This window comes from Paenibacillus helianthi (assembly GCF_001909055.1).
GTDB classification, from domain to species: Bacteria; Bacillota; Bacilli; order Paenibacillales; family Paenibacillaceae; genus Paenibacillus_AQ; species Paenibacillus_AQ helianthi.
Window position 1 is genome coordinate 194,996 of the sequence record NZ_LVWI01000048.1, and the last position, 13,784, is coordinate 208,779.

Genomic DNA, 13,784 nt, shown 5'->3' on the forward strand with positions numbered 1-13,784 from the left:
TTCCTGATTCCTTGAATGCCCGCAATTCTACAGGCTGCGGTGCAGCAGCGCAAGCACACTGCGCAACTCGGCTACCGCCACCTGGCCCGGAGCCGAGGGCTTGTGTGCTGCGCCAAAGGTCAGCGCTGAGCCAAAGATTTCTCCGGCCAGGCGGCTGATTACGCCTTCTCCGGCCATGGACATCGTAATGATCGGACGGTCCGCATACTGTTCCCGCATCGTATTCGTCGCAGCCAGCAGCGTCAGCACATCACCCGCATGCTGCGGCATGACAGCGATTTTGAGCAGATCCCCGCCAAGCTCCTGGGCCTTGCGCAGCCGTGTGATCATCTCCTCCTGGGAGGGTGTTCCGTGGAAATCGTGATTCGATACGATCACGAACACCCCGCAGGCATGCGCAGCCGCAATTAACTCACGAACGATATCATCCCCCTTGAACAGCTCCACATCGATGATATCGACGCAGCCGCTCTCTGCAGCCGCTTGATTCAGCCGGATATAATATTCCTTAGCAATCGCCCGCTCGCCGCCTTCCTCTTCACTGCGGAACGTGAAGATCAGCGGAATGTCCGGAAGGACGGAGGAGATTGCGGACAAGGTTTCCTGTACTGCGGTGAGATCTTCAACCTCTGCAAAAAAGTCGCTCCGCCATTCCACCAGATCCGGTGCCAGCTCCTTCAGTGCCTCTGCTTCTGCTATTAGCTCAGCTGCCGTAGCTCCAACCAGTGGAACGCAGATTTTGGGAATATCCTCACCAAGGGTTACCTGTCTAACAGTTACTGTACCGCTCATTTCCTTCAGCTCCTTATGTATAAGCGTGTAGCTAAGATTCATTTACTGATCAGCAGCGTCCTGGAGAAATTGCTCAACCTCCGGCAGCTGCGGAAGCGACGGAATCGCACCCTTCTTGCCTACAGCCAGCGCACCGACAGCATTCGCAAATCTGACCGCTTCGTCAAGCGTCTTTCCTTTGGTAAGCTGCCAGGCCAGGGCTCCGTTAAAAGAATCTCCAGCCGCTACCGTGTCAACAGCTTGTACAGGAAAACCGGGAATATGCAGACTTCCGGCATGATTCACAATTAGCGCTCCTTTGGGACCGAGGGTCACAATAACGTTACTGACCCCTTTTTGTAACAAAATACGCGCCGCTTGCTCTGCATCATCAATACTGTTCACGGCCATTCCTGCCAGGATGCCCGCTTCCGTCTCATTGGGTGTCAGGTAGGTAACATGCTGGAGAAATGCATCATCAAGAGCCCGGGCCGGTGCAGGGTTCAGGATTACCGGGATTCCATGCCTGTCGGCAATAGCCGCAGCATGTGCACACATAGAGAGGTCCGTCTCCAGCTGCAAGACCACCATTTCCGCCTGGCTGATGATCGGCGCAAGTGCTGCAATATCCGCTGGACCCATCTCGGTATTCGCCCCTGGCACAACGATAATCCGGTTCTCCCCTTCTCCGTCCACAACGATGGAAGCGACCCCCGTACTAAGTGTTTCACTCTGTCCAATATGCTCGGTATGGATATGCTCCTGGCGCATGACCTCAAGCAGCTCGCTGCCGAAGGCATCCTTACCTACTCTGCCGATCATCGTCACCTCTGCGCCAAGACGGGCTGCTGCTGCTGCCTGATTTGCGCCCTTCCCGCCTGGAGACAGGGTAAAGTCCTGTCCGAACAATGTCTCTCCGGCCTCTGGTGCCCGGCTTGTGCGCACCACCATATCCATGTTCAGGCTGCCAATTATTACTATACCCAATCTGTTCACCATCCTAACTTGTTACACTCTATCTTACTCGGGTTTACCCGGTTTTATCAAACCCCATTTCTCTCTGTACTAAGCAGAAACGGCACCGTCCTTTAAAGGACGATACCGTTTCTGCGAGAAATAACTTCCTCTTGAACATGCATTGCTATGCAGCCTGAGGCTGCTGTTATCCTCTACTCTTCGTAGATGACTACCGATTGGGATTCCGGCTCCCACTTCACAGTAGCTTTCAGAGCTTCACTGACAAAGCGGACAGGCACAACCGTATTGCCCTTAACGATGGCCGGCGCTACCTGAAGAGTGACTGCCTTACCGTTGACATACGCCGTCTTGTTATTAATAAACAGCTTCACCGTGGTCCCTTCGCGGGTCATGGTCACCGAACGCTCCTTCCCATTCCATACCACTTCAGCCTGCAAGGCTTCAGCAATCGCCTTGAACGGTACCAATGTGCTTCCGGATGTAACAATAGGAGCAACGCCAGAGGTGGACTCTTCACCGTTAACGTACAGCTTTACCCCGTTTTTGCCGGTTTGTGCATACAGCTTACCAAGCTTTTTATACGAGTTCAGATTCTTTACGTTAGCCAGAATAGCTTCTTTCTGGACGTATACTGCATCGGTTACACTGCCCTTTTGGTTCAGAATCTCCGCAAGTGCCGACAATGCGGCATCCTTATCTTTAATGGCTACCAGCTCAGCCTTCATTTCTGGTGTCAGCTCCGTAGAATACTGGGTCAATAAAAGCTCTGCAATCACGGCCCCTGCCGGTTTGTCCTTTACATTTTCGATAGCATGCAGAAGACCCTTATATCCATTATGGCCCTTATTTTCATATGTAGCATAGGTAACAGTAGTAACGGACTCTTTATCCTTTTCTTTGATACTCACATTTTCCTTGTCCTTGTCTTTATCTTTATCTTTATCCTTGTCTGTTGGTGCTGTTGCATTAAAAGGTACCGCAGCTGGAGCTTCTACTATACTTTTGCCATTGCCGTTGCCGTTACCGTTACCGTTCCCCCTACCATTATTGTTTTCGGATTTGGCCTGTGCCGCTCCTGACATCATGCTGATGGCCAGCAAGCAGCTTGCAAGAATACTGACGGTTTTTTTCATGTGACCGGTTCCCCCTATGTTGTGATAAATATCTTTATTTATTTCGGCTGCCGGCTCTCACTTTATGAGCAGAAATGAATTTTCGGGATAATAAGCTCGGGCCGGAATTTGCAACGCTACTTCAGTCCTAGCCTGCGGGGCCTACTCCACGGAGCCATCCAATCGTTTAGGGAAAATGCTGCTTTACATCGGGCCATTTCTTTTTAAAAATTCGGTATGCTTTTTTTCTTCAAATGTGCTAAAATAGATGTGCAATCGCTTCCAGGAAAGCTTTTTCGCCCATTTGAGCAAACGTTTGCACCTTAGATTAAGCCTGCAGTAACGCCAGTTTTTACTCTACTATGTATTTAGGAGGCTTATCAAGTGAACCAGAACCAATTACCGTCAGTAGCTTATTTCAGCATGGAGTACGGACTGCATTCCGACTTCAAAATGTACGCCGGTGGCCTGGGCATATTGGCCGGAGACTACATCAAGGGTGCCAAAGATATTAACGCTCCAATCATCCCCATCGGCCTGAAATGGAAGCAAGGCTACACGGACCAAAAGATTGACGCTAACGGCGATCCCTACGACTCCTACCACAATTACGTCTATGATTTCCTTGAGGATACAGGCGTAAAGGTCACCGTTAAGGTCCGCAAGATCGATGTAGTCTGCAAGGTCTGGAAAACCGATCATTTCGGCAATAATCCACTGTATCTGCTCGATACGGATATTCCGGAGAACGGAGATGCCTGGATTACGGGCCAGCTCTACGGCTGGTTTGGGGAAGAACGGATCGCACAGGAGATTGTCCTCGGAATAGGCGGGGTAAAAGCCATGCGCGCACTGGATATTCCGATTGACGTCTACCATTTCAACGAGGGACATGCGGCACTGGCGGCTATTGAACTAATCCGTGAAAAAATGTCCGGCGGCAGCACCTTTGAAGAAGCCTGGAAAGCTACACGGGAAGAGGTTGTGTTCACTACACATACACCGATTAAGGAAGGCAATGAGACGCATCCGCTGGATCGTCTGGAGTATATGAGTGCTTTTAACGGCTTGACCCGTGACCAAATGGAGCGCATCGGCGGTGATCCGTTCAATATGACCGTAGCCGGACTGCGCCTGTCGCGTATCTCTAACGCTGTGGCCCAGCTTCATGCCGATACCGCGAATAAAATGTGGAAGGAAGTCGCGGGCCGTTCGGAGATCATCGGCATCACCAATGCCATTCATACCCCAACCTGGGTCGATGAACGGATGACCAGAGCCTTCGAAGAAGACGGCGATCTGTGGGCCGCACATAAGGAGATCAAAGGCGAGTTAATCGGTTTTATTGAAGAACGTTCCGGCATCTCGCTGAATGCGGACAATCTGCTGATCGGCTTCTCCCGGCGGGCGGCACCTTACAAACGCAGCGACCTGATTTTTTCCCAACCTGAGATTATTGAGCCTTACCTGGAGAGTGGCCGCATCCAAATCGTATTCTCCGGCAAAGCCCATCCGCTGGATGACAACGGCAAAAAAATCGTCAGCAACCTCGTGGCCATGATGAAAAAATATCCGAAGAGCGTAGTGTTCCTGGAAAATTACGATATGACGATCGGAGCAATGCTGACGCGCGGTTCCGATATTTGGCTCAACAATCCGCGCCGTCCGCTGGAAGCCAGCGGCACCTCCGGCATGAAGGCTGCCATGAACGGTGTCCTGAACTGTTCCATCCTTGACGGCTGGTGGCCGGAAGCCTGCATCGACGGGGAAAATGGCTGGCAGATTGGAGACGGCTTCGAGACGAATGATTTCGCTGTGCTTGACCAGCATGACAGCGATGCCCTCTACGACACACTCCTGAACCGCGTCCTCCCAACCTTCTATAAGGATAAGGAGAAGTGGGTACAGATGATGCGCAAGAGCATCGAAACCACCCGTACCGAATTCGCGAGCAAACGGATGCTGGAGGAATATTACAACCGGATGTATATCAAAGGTTAACCGTTAGCAACAATGTCCCGCCTCCAGCTTCATGCTGCAGGCGGGATTTTTACATTGTGCCGCTTACGGTGGATACTCTGTTGCGGCCGCTCGTTTTCGCCACATACAACCCCTGATCTGCGAGTTCCGTCAGTAGCGCAATATCCCCCGGATTTGCCGCTTCACCTGCGGCGGCGCCTATGCTCACTGTAATATAGGAGCTGACTTCAGAATATCCGTGGTGAACAGACATTTGTTGAATACGCATACGAATTCTTTCACTAAGCTCCATGGCCCCGTTCACCCCGGTATCAATCGCTGCAACCACGAACTCTTCACCCCCCAGCCGGGCTGCAAATTGCCGCTCCCCCTCCATTTCCCCATGAATCACCTGAGCCACTTCTTTAATGATCCGGTCCCCTTCAGCATGCCCGTAGTTGTCGTTGAAAGGTTTGAAGTAATCAATATCAATGATTAATACAGCAACCATACTGGCTGCTTCTTTGCCTGAGCTTAATAGCTGCTGCATCCTTTGGTCGAAAGCACGGCGGTTCGGAATTTCTGTCAGCGCATCGATAAGGGATAGCCTTTGCAGCTCCCCGTTGGCCCGGGCCAGTTCCTGATGCACCTTTTCATTCTGAATCACCTGCTCCTCCAGCTTGCGGTGGCTGTTCCCCAGCAGTATCCGGTTATAATAATTGCTGCAATAGTTCACATAGAGAATTCTTGACGCCACCCAGGTAAAGAAAAGGAACAAAGTCAGATTTATGTAGTGTCCTATCAGTACATTCGAAGACGATTGGAACAAGGGGAGCCCGATATACAGCAGTCCTGCCGAGACTCCATACAGGCACAGCATCATTTTGTTGTTGAAATAAAAGATGACTGAAATGCTGACCAGATTAATTACAAAAGCCATCACTTGCCCATATAGCCGCTGATCGGACAACGTCACGACAGAACCCCAAATCACAAAAGTATACGCATATACGATGAACAGCTTCTCATACAGCCGATACCTGCCCTCCACCTGTTTGGCATCTCTTTCATAGGCCGCAGCTCCCAGCAGAAAAGCCACATTCAGTCCGATCATGAAAACATACATTATAAAATAAAAGCTGAAATGAAAGCTATCGTGTATCTTAGTGAAAGACGCTGCCAAGTCAGTGACTGCCAAAGCTGATTCAATGCCTATAATAATTTTAGCAAACAGCTTACCTCTCGAAATATTTTCCTTAAGTGTAAGTATGTGCAGCTCTCTGCGCTCCTCACCCGTCATCGTGAATGGCAGACTAATCAGCCGATCCAGCATGTTGACTCCCCCTAACTGCCCAAACTCCCTGTAATTCCAACAGCCCCATTATCGTTCATTTTTAAGCCTGAGCGCAACAGAAAATGCTTGGTTCTCCAGAGTTATTTAAAATAATTATAATTTAGGATTGATATTTTAAATTTTTTTGATATCATAGTATTTATACTTATTCTAAATTCAAATCTTAATACGAGGTGGAGATTATTCATGAGTGAGAACCATAACAGACTTACAACAAGCTGGGGAGCACCTGTAGGGGATAACCAGAACTCCATGACAGCCGGTTCCCGTGGACCTACGCTGCTGCAGGATGTACATTTGCTGGAAAAGCTGGCGCATTTCAACCGGGAGCGTGTGCCCGAACGTGTGGTTCATGCCAAAGGAGCCGGAGCCCATGGTTATTTTGAAGTCACTCAGGACCTGTCCAAATATACCAAAGCAGCTTTCCTGTCCGAAGTGGGCAAACGCACACCCATGTTCATCCGATTCTCGACAGTAGCCGGGGAACTGGGGTCTTCCGATACCGTTCGTGATCCGCGTGGCTTCGCCGTGAAATTTTATACCGAAGAAGGCAATTACGATCTGGTCGGTAATAATACACCTGTCTTTTTCATCCGTGATGCAATCAAATTCCCGGACTTTATCCATACCCAGAAACGCCATCCGCAGACCCATCTGAAGAATCCCAATGCCGTCTGGGACTTCTGGTCCCTTTCACCGGAGTCGCTGCATCAAGTTACGATTCTGATGTCCGACCGCGGCATACCGGCTACGCTCCGCCATATGCACGGCTTCGGGAGCCACACATTCAAATGGGTCAATGCCGAGGGTGCAGCAGTATGGGTCAAATACCATTTCAAAACAGAGCAGGGCGTAAAGAATCTCGATGTGAATCTGGCCGCGCAAATCGCCGGAGAGAATCCGGATTATCATACAGAGGATTTGTTCAATGCGATTGATAAGGGAGATTTCCCTGCCTGGAGACTGCATGTGCAGATTATGCCTGTAGAAGATGCTGATACCTACCGGTTTGATCCCTTCGATGTAACCAAGGTATGGTCGCAAAAAGATTACCCGCTCATTGAAGTAGGCCGCATGGTATTGGACCGCAATCCGGAGAATTATTTCGCGGAAGTGGAGCAGGCTACATTTTCTCCTGGCTCCTTTGTCCCCGGGATTGAAGCTTCTCCTGATAAAATGCTGCAGGGCCGTCTCTTCGCCTATGGCGATGCCCACCGCTACCGTGTAGGTGCGAATCACAATCAGTTGCCTATTAACCGCCCTATCGCCGAGGTGAACAATAACCAGCGCGACGGCGCGATGATCCATGGTAATAACGGCGGCGGTTCCGTCTACTACGAACCGAACAGCTTCGGCGGAGCGACAGAATCGCCTGCGCACAAGCCGGCAGCGTTTGAAGTCACCGGGCAGGCCGACAGTGTGTCCTATAATCATGACGATCACTACACTCAGCCCGGGGACCTCTACCGTTTGTTGAGTGAAGAAGAACGTGCACGCCTGATCCGCAATATTGTAGGCGCCATGACCCCCGTCGAGAACGAAGAGATCAAGCTCCGCCAGATCGGACACTTCTACAAAGCAGATCCTAAGTTCGGCCAGCGCATAGCTGAAGGTTTGGGACTGACTATACCGCAAGGCGAGTAACCTATCCCCTATTGTACAAATAAGCCTCGGCCGTGAAGGCCGGGCTTTATTTCATTCTGCCCGTCTGCCTATTTATAACCTGGCTCTCACAAGCTTCTTCATACAAACAGCCTGTGCCGCGTAATTCCTTCCGGAACAGCGCAGCACAGGCTCGATTATTTTTTATAGAAACTGGTTATACCAATCAGGGTCTTAATTTCATTCCATAAGTCAAAAGCCTGACCAATGATGGTCAGGCTTACAAAGCTACTCCAATATTGTCTTTTCAATGCATTTTGTACAAATATAAGGATTTATATGTTTCACACCATTAACCATTCTCATATATCTCGCTGAAACGGATATCTGAAAGCGATACGTAGCATCGCTATCTGCTTCGGAAGCATAACCTTGTAAGAGGACGGCATAGCCGTTTCCACTTGAGCGAGTTATAGTTCAAACTCTTCCGTTGAATCTGAGAGGCCACCATTCTGCACACCACTACTATTGGCTACGGCAAGAATATACACCTTATATTTTTTCCCTTTTGTAATTAAGGCTCCATTAACATCCCTCGTCGCAGTCACTATTGAAGGATTCGTTCCATTAGGAGCGATCGACTTATAGAACGAAGCTTGCACCCCCAAGGCATCCGTAGAACCAAAGGCCTGTTTGGAAGGAACTACCAATACCCGGTATTCTGAGATATTCGTCTCAATGGATGATTTGTTGAAACTTATCAGTATTTTACCATCGTTCACACTATACGTTACATTCGTTACAGAGATGACCGGGGTCTTACCCGACAAGGTAATGACAGGCGATTCCCCAGACAATACATTAGAACCCGAATAATTCCCGTTTCCGATGGATAACACATACACTTTATAGTTAATTCCGTCCTTTATCAAAGCGCCACGCACGTCTCTGGTTGACGAGGTCAATACTTGATTAGTAGTAGATCCAGTTGTACTTACGGTTGTATAGTAGGTACTCGATACATTATTCGCATCAGATAAGCTGAAGCTGCTGGAATATGACGCGGGCACTACCATAATCCGATACTGGCTAATATAGGTTTCATCCGTGGCATGAGTAAATGACACCCGCAAATCACGGCCATCACCATAGTCGTCAACATCGCTAACACTTAAGTTAGAAACGGCACTCAAGCTCGAAACATTCAACAACATAATATCCGATGAAGCAGATGATAGTACGTTAGCCCCTAAATAAGATCCGCTTCCGATAGATAACACATATACTTTATAGCTAGTGCCATTCTTTATCAAATTGCCGCGTACATCTCTTGCTGACGAGTTCAATACTTGATTGGTAGTAGATCCTGTAGTGCTCACGGTTGTATAGTAGGCACTCGATGTATTATTCGCGTCAGGTAAGCTAAAGCTGCTGGAATATGATGCGGGTACTACTAAGATTCGGTATTGGCTAATATAGGTTTCATCCGTAGCATGAGTAAATGACACCCGCAAATCACGGCCATCATTATAATCGCTAACGTCGCTAACACTCAAGCCAGTGATACCTACGTTTGACAGCGTAATCGCAGATGAAGCAGAAGATAACACATTATTAGCTGCATTACTGCTATCAATCGCCATGACAAACACCCGATAACTAACCCCTGTTTTAACAAGAGCTCCATCCACATCCTTGGCTCCTGAAGACAAGATCTGGGAGATGTTAGAACCCGTCTTGCTCACTTGTGTGGAATCAGAACTGGCAACAGCGTTTGCTTTCGCCAAATTAAAAGTTGAATAATTAGCAGCTTTGATCACGAATATCCGATAAGAACTTACTTTCGTCTCATCTGACAGTTTGTTGAAGCTGACGAATAAATCTCGCCCATCACCGTAGTCGCTGATATCATTTACTTTTATATTGCTTAGTAATTCTGCAGTGTTATTTACTAGTGTAATAGGGGAAGACCCACTAGAAAGCGTACTGGCATTATTCCCCTTGCCAACCGTCAAGACATAAGCAATATACGCTTGATTACTCTTAATGGAATCGCCGTCAACAGTCCTCGAAGTAGCGGTCAATTTAATCGTAGGATTTGAACCTGTTGCTAGTACAGCGGAATAATTAGATGAGGCTATCGTTTGTGCTGATGACAGATTAAGGGTATACCCTGCTTTAACAATCAGAACTCGGTAATGATCCACTAGTGACTCATCTGCCGCTCGAGTGAAGCTAACTTGCAGATCACGGCCGTCACCAAAATCACTTACATCCTGCGCTGCTACACTAGTAGCCGGACCTGCATTTCCAACGTTCGGGGCTGAGGTGGTTATAGTCACAACTTTGGTCTTCGGGTTCCATCCCACTTCTCGACCCATAGCTTCACTTACGAACCGTGTCGGAACCATTGTTCTGCCCTTCAAATTTAGACCGGGTACATCGAGACTTACAGAGTTATCGTTAATCGTAGCTATCTTGGAGCCGATCTTCAATATAACCGTCGTATCATCCTTAGTGGCCGTTACTGTTTGTGTCTTCTGATTCCACTTGATGTTGGCATTAAAGGCTTCAAAGATTGCACGTAACGGTACCATCGTCCGCCCACTCACCATTACAGGTGGCTGATCTGTAGACAATGGGACTCCATCAATAATAATACTGATGGGTGTGCCCGCCTGGGCTGGGGATTGAAATATCATCGGAAACACTAACAACCCCACTACAATAGAAATCCATAACTTCTTCACTAGTTCATCCTCCTGGATATGCTAAAATCCTCATTTTTTTCTATCTATTTGACGCATTGAAGATGGTAAAAGTTTCTCGATTTACGGGTTACAAAAAAATAACCTATTCCCTGGCATAAGCTATGTATTATAAATGCAAAGAATATTGAATTCCCCCTAACGCTCTAAGTAACATCTGCCATGTTAATGACGGGGATGAAGGGCCTGCGCTCATTGACGCATGTTGCTGTGAAGTCTTCCTATTCAAGAATCGCTTTTATCGTACCTGCTCACTTTTGGTAAATCTCCATCCACTGGGTAAGCTGACCCTTCAACCCTTCTCTGGCCGACGCCGGTTCCAGAATTTCAGCATTTGGGCCATATTGCAGAATCCACTTGGTGAATTCCTTCTCATTGTTGACAGTCACTTCAAACAGCAGGCTGCCATCCTGCTCATCGCTCATCCATGGATGGACAAAGAGCTCTTCTTCTTTAATATAACGGGCAATTTCAGGGTGAAAGCGCACCTTAAACTTAATATTTTTATTGCCACGGTCAATGGACCAGGTATTTTTCAGATACTTTTTAATATTAAAATCGCCTTTATCAAAGCTCTTATCCGTCACCTCCACCTCCTGAAAACGGCTGATTCGGAAAGTCCGGATGGCCTCCTTAAGATGGCAGTATCCAATCAGATAAAACCGCTGATCCCGCGGAATCAAGTAATACGGATCAATCACACGCTGTGTAGTAGCATTGCGCGACTGGGAATGATAGATAGCCCGAATGCTCCGCTGCTCCACAATCGCGCCGATAATCGGCTGCAGGAAGTTCCGGCTTTCTTTACGGTAAGCAGGTTTACCCATTTGAATAATATCGCCAATATTCTCAAGTATTGCGTTAGACTTGGATTTTTCCTTGAGATGTGTGCCCATGACCTTATCATAGGCGGTATGGAAGCCTGGGGGAATCTTATCCTGATTCAGGATAGACGGTAAAAGAGAAAAGGCCATTGCCTCCTGCTCGGAGAAATCCAGCGGATACAAAAAAAACTTACCCATAAACTTATAGCCAGTACCTCTACCCTCGTTCGTTACAGGCGCAAAATGGCTTATGATCTCCAAATCCCTGTAGACAGTTCTTATGTTCACATCGCATCTGATCGCCAGATCCGAGGCTGTAATCCCTGGACTGGACTGGATGGCGTTGATAATTTTGAAGATCCGAATTACTTTGTCAGTCATAGATGTAGGCTCCTTAATTTCCTGGTATTCATGATATTGTGCTCGCCACCCTAATAATATCAGTTCCCTACACTTACTGACTGTCGGCAAAAACACAATACGGTGAAAAGCACAAAAAAAACCCTTGCTCCACAAGGGTTCTCTCGATTAACAATTAAGCGGGTGATGGGAATCGAACCCACGCTATCAGCTTGGAAGGCTGAAGTTCTACCATTGAACTACACCCGCACAGGTGTAAAATCGGGATGACACGATTTGAACATGCGACCCCCTGGTCCCAAACCAGGTGCTCTACCAAGCTGAGCTACATCCCGTTATTAGAATTGTACTGAAAGTATAAATGGCGCGCCCTGAGAGATTCGAACTCCCGGCCTTTTGATTCGTAGTCAAACGCTCTATCCAGCTGAGCTAAGGGCGCAAAATCTATATGGAGCGGACGACGGGAATCGAACCCGCGACCCTCGCCTTGGCAAGGCGATGCTCTACCGCTGAGCCACGTCCGCAAAAACATGGTGCGCGTGAAGGGACTTGAACCCCCACGTCGTAAAACGCCAGATCCTAAGTCTGGTGCGTCTGCCATTCCGCCACACGCGCACACTTTAGAAGAAAAATGGTGAGCCATGAAGGACTCGAACCTTCGACACCCTGATTAAAAGTCAGGTGCTCTACCAACTGAGCTAATGGCTCTTATACATAATGGCTGGGGATATAGGAATCGAACCTATGAATGACGGAGTCAAAGTCCGTTGCCTTACCGCTTGGCTAATCCCCAATATTAATAATTAGCAAAAACACGGGATCGGGTGGATACTCTATACTTCGAGATATAGGATTCTCAATCCCTGATACCTTGATGCCAATAATAATGGCGGAACCGACGGGATTCGAACCCGCGATCTCCTGCGTGACAGGCAGGCATGTTAGGCCAACTACACCACGGTTCCAAATTGGTTGCGGGGGCAGGATTTGAACCTGCGGCCTTCGGGTTATGAGCCCGACGAGCTACCGGGCTGCTCCACCCCGCGTCAGTAAAAACTTATCAAAAGCACTATGGTGGAGGCTGAGGGGTTCGAACCCCCGACCCTCTGCTTGTAAGGCAGATGCTCTCCCAGCTGAGCTAAGCCTCCATAATATGACCCGTATGGGATTCGAACCCATGTTACCTCCGTGAAAGGGAGGTGTCTTAACCCCTTGACCAACGGGCCATGATTTAAATAAAAATAACGTTTAAGGATGTAACGCAACGGAGAGAGAGGGATTCGAACCCTCGAGACGCTTGTGGCGCCTACACGATTTCCAATCGTGCTCCTTCGGCCAAACTCGGACACCTCTCCATAGTGGCTCCCCGAACAGGACTCGAACCTGTGACAACTCGATTAACAGTCGAGTGCTCTACCAACTGAGCTATCAGGGAAAATGGTGGGCCTTAGTGGACTCGAACCACCGACCTCACCCTTATCAGGGGTGCGCTCTAACCAGCTGAGCTAAAGGCCCTTTTATCTTATGTAATTGTTATGGGCAAAAAAAATACCACAGAGTGTGGTTGTCCGCTTGGCGGCGTCCTACTCTCCCAGGACCCTTCGGTCCAAGTACCATCGGCGCTGGAGGGCTTAACGGTCGTGTTCGGGATGGGTACGCGTGGAACCCCTCCGCTATCGCCACCAAACGGGCATTTACAGCGTAAATGCTTCAGGAACCTTCATTCCTGAAAACTGAATCCGAAACGAATCTGCATTTTATGATTTGGATAAGCCCTCGACCGATTAGTATTGGTCAGCTCCACACGTTGCCGTGCTTCCACCTCCAACCTATCTACCTCGTCGTCTTCAAGGGGTCTTACATACTGGGAAATCTCATCTTGAGGGGGGCTTCACGCTTAGATGCTTTCAGCGCTTATCCCGTCCGTACGTAGCTACTCAGCCATGCTCCTGGCGGAACAACTGATGCACCAGCGGTACGTCCATCCCGGTCCTCTCGTACTAAGGACAGCTCCTCTCAAATTTCCTGCGCCCACGACAGATAGGGACCGAACTGT

General features: G+C 48.6%; 8 protein-coding genes, 14 tRNA genes and 2 rRNA genes. 2 read left to right on the top strand and 22 right to left on the bottom strand.

What is annotated here, in order from left to right; translation table 11 throughout:
• Positions 1-27 precede the first annotated feature (27 nt).
• From aroD to A3844_RS18410, 3 genes are all read right to left on the bottom strand, one after another.
• Positions 28-792 (bottom strand): type I 3-dehydroquinate dehydratase, encoded by a 765-nt coding sequence (aroD, locus tag A3844_RS18400; RefSeq protein ID WP_074108153.1) that lies wholly within the window; start codon positions 790-792, stop codon positions 28-30.
• A 42-nt stretch (positions 793-834) separates the two neighbouring features.
• On the bottom strand, positions 835-1,758 hold the full coding sequence (gene rbsK, locus A3844_RS18405; protein ID WP_244169797.1) for a ribokinase: 924 nt from the start codon (positions 1,756-1,758) through the stop codon (positions 835-837).
• 182 nt (positions 1,759-1,940) lie between these two features.
• Positions 1,941-2,882: a copper amine oxidase N-terminal domain-containing protein gene (locus A3844_RS18410; RefSeq protein ID WP_074108155.1), complete on the bottom strand. Its 942-nt coding sequence runs from the start codon at positions 2,880-2,882 to the stop codon at positions 1,941-1,943.
• 363 nt (positions 2,883-3,245) lie between these two features.
• Here A3844_RS18410 and glgP point away from each other — a divergent pair, with 363 nt between their 5' ends.
• On the top strand, positions 3,246-4,862 hold the full coding sequence (glgP, locus tag A3844_RS18415; protein ID WP_074100169.1) for an alpha-glucan family phosphorylase: 1,617 nt from the start codon (positions 3,246-3,248) through the stop codon (positions 4,860-4,862).
• Positions 4,863-4,911: 49 nt separating this feature from the next.
• Here glgP and A3844_RS18420 read toward each other — a convergent pair whose 3' ends face one another.
• Positions 4,912-6,153 carry a GGDEF domain-containing protein gene (locus A3844_RS18420; RefSeq protein WP_074100168.1) on the bottom strand — a complete coding sequence of 414 codons (1,242 nt, stop codon included), beginning with the start codon at positions 6,151-6,153 and terminating at the stop codon, positions 4,912-4,914.
• 207 nt (positions 6,154-6,360) lie between these two features.
• Here A3844_RS18420 and katA point away from each other — a divergent pair, with 207 nt between their 5' ends.
• A complete protein-coding gene (gene katA / locus A3844_RS18425) occupies positions 6,361-7,818 on the top strand; it encodes a catalase KatA (protein WP_074108156.1) in 1,458 nt (485 codons plus the stop codon).
• 428 nt (positions 7,819-8,246) lie between these two features.
• Here the strand turns inward: katA and A3844_RS18430 are convergent, their stop codons facing one another.
• From A3844_RS18430 to A3844_RS18515, 18 genes are all read right to left on the bottom strand, one after another.
• Positions 8,247-10,526 (bottom strand): copper amine oxidase N-terminal domain-containing protein, encoded by a 2,280-nt coding sequence (locus tag A3844_RS18430; RefSeq protein WP_074108157.1) that lies wholly within the window; start codon positions 10,524-10,526, stop codon positions 8,247-8,249.
• Positions 10,527-10,795: 269 nt separating this feature from the next.
• Entirely contained in the window at positions 10,796-11,749 is a 954-nt protein-coding gene (locus A3844_RS18435) for a helix-turn-helix transcriptional regulator (protein ID WP_074100788.1), read from the bottom strand.
• A 157-nt stretch (positions 11,750-11,906) separates the two neighbouring features.
• Positions 11,907-11,977 (bottom strand) — tRNA-Gly (locus tag A3844_RS18440).
• Positions 11,978-11,989: 12 nt separating this feature from the next.
• Positions 11,990-12,063, bottom strand: a tRNA-Pro gene (locus A3844_RS18445).
• 27 nt (positions 12,064-12,090) lie between these two features.
• A tRNA-Arg gene (locus A3844_RS18450) sits at positions 12,091-12,167 on the bottom strand.
• Between the two features lie 10 nt (positions 12,168-12,177).
• A tRNA-Gly gene (locus A3844_RS18455) sits at positions 12,178-12,252 on the bottom strand.
• A 7-nt stretch (positions 12,253-12,259) separates the two neighbouring features.
• Positions 12,260-12,343, bottom strand: a tRNA-Leu gene (locus tag A3844_RS18460).
• 17 nt (positions 12,344-12,360) lie between these two features.
• Positions 12,361-12,436: transfer RNA gene (locus A3844_RS18465), tRNA-Lys, on the bottom strand.
• 10 nt (positions 12,437-12,446) lie between these two features.
• A tRNA-Gln gene (locus A3844_RS18470) sits at positions 12,447-12,521 on the bottom strand.
• A gap of 94 nt (positions 12,522-12,615) precedes the next feature.
• Positions 12,616-12,693: transfer RNA gene (locus tag A3844_RS18475), tRNA-Asp, on the bottom strand.
• A gap of 4 nt (positions 12,694-12,697) precedes the next feature.
• A tRNA-Met gene (locus A3844_RS18480) sits at positions 12,698-12,774 on the bottom strand.
• 26 nt (positions 12,775-12,800) lie between these two features.
• Positions 12,801-12,876: transfer RNA gene (locus A3844_RS18485), tRNA-Val, on the bottom strand.
• A 6-nt stretch (positions 12,877-12,882) separates the two neighbouring features.
• Positions 12,883-12,954: transfer RNA gene (locus A3844_RS18490), tRNA-Glu, on the bottom strand.
• 39 nt (positions 12,955-12,993) lie between these two features.
• Positions 12,994-13,083, bottom strand: a tRNA-Ser gene (locus A3844_RS18495).
• Positions 13,084-13,087: 4 nt separating this feature from the next.
• A tRNA-Asn gene (locus tag A3844_RS18500) sits at positions 13,088-13,163 on the bottom strand.
• Between the two features lie 3 nt (positions 13,164-13,166).
• Positions 13,167-13,243, bottom strand: a tRNA-Ile gene (locus A3844_RS18505).
• Positions 13,244-13,298: 55 nt separating this feature from the next.
• Positions 13,299-13,415, bottom strand: a 5S ribosomal RNA gene (gene rrf / locus A3844_RS18510).
• 77 nt (positions 13,416-13,492) lie between these two features.
• Positions 13,493-13,784 (bottom strand): 23S ribosomal RNA (locus A3844_RS18515); the annotation flags it as partial.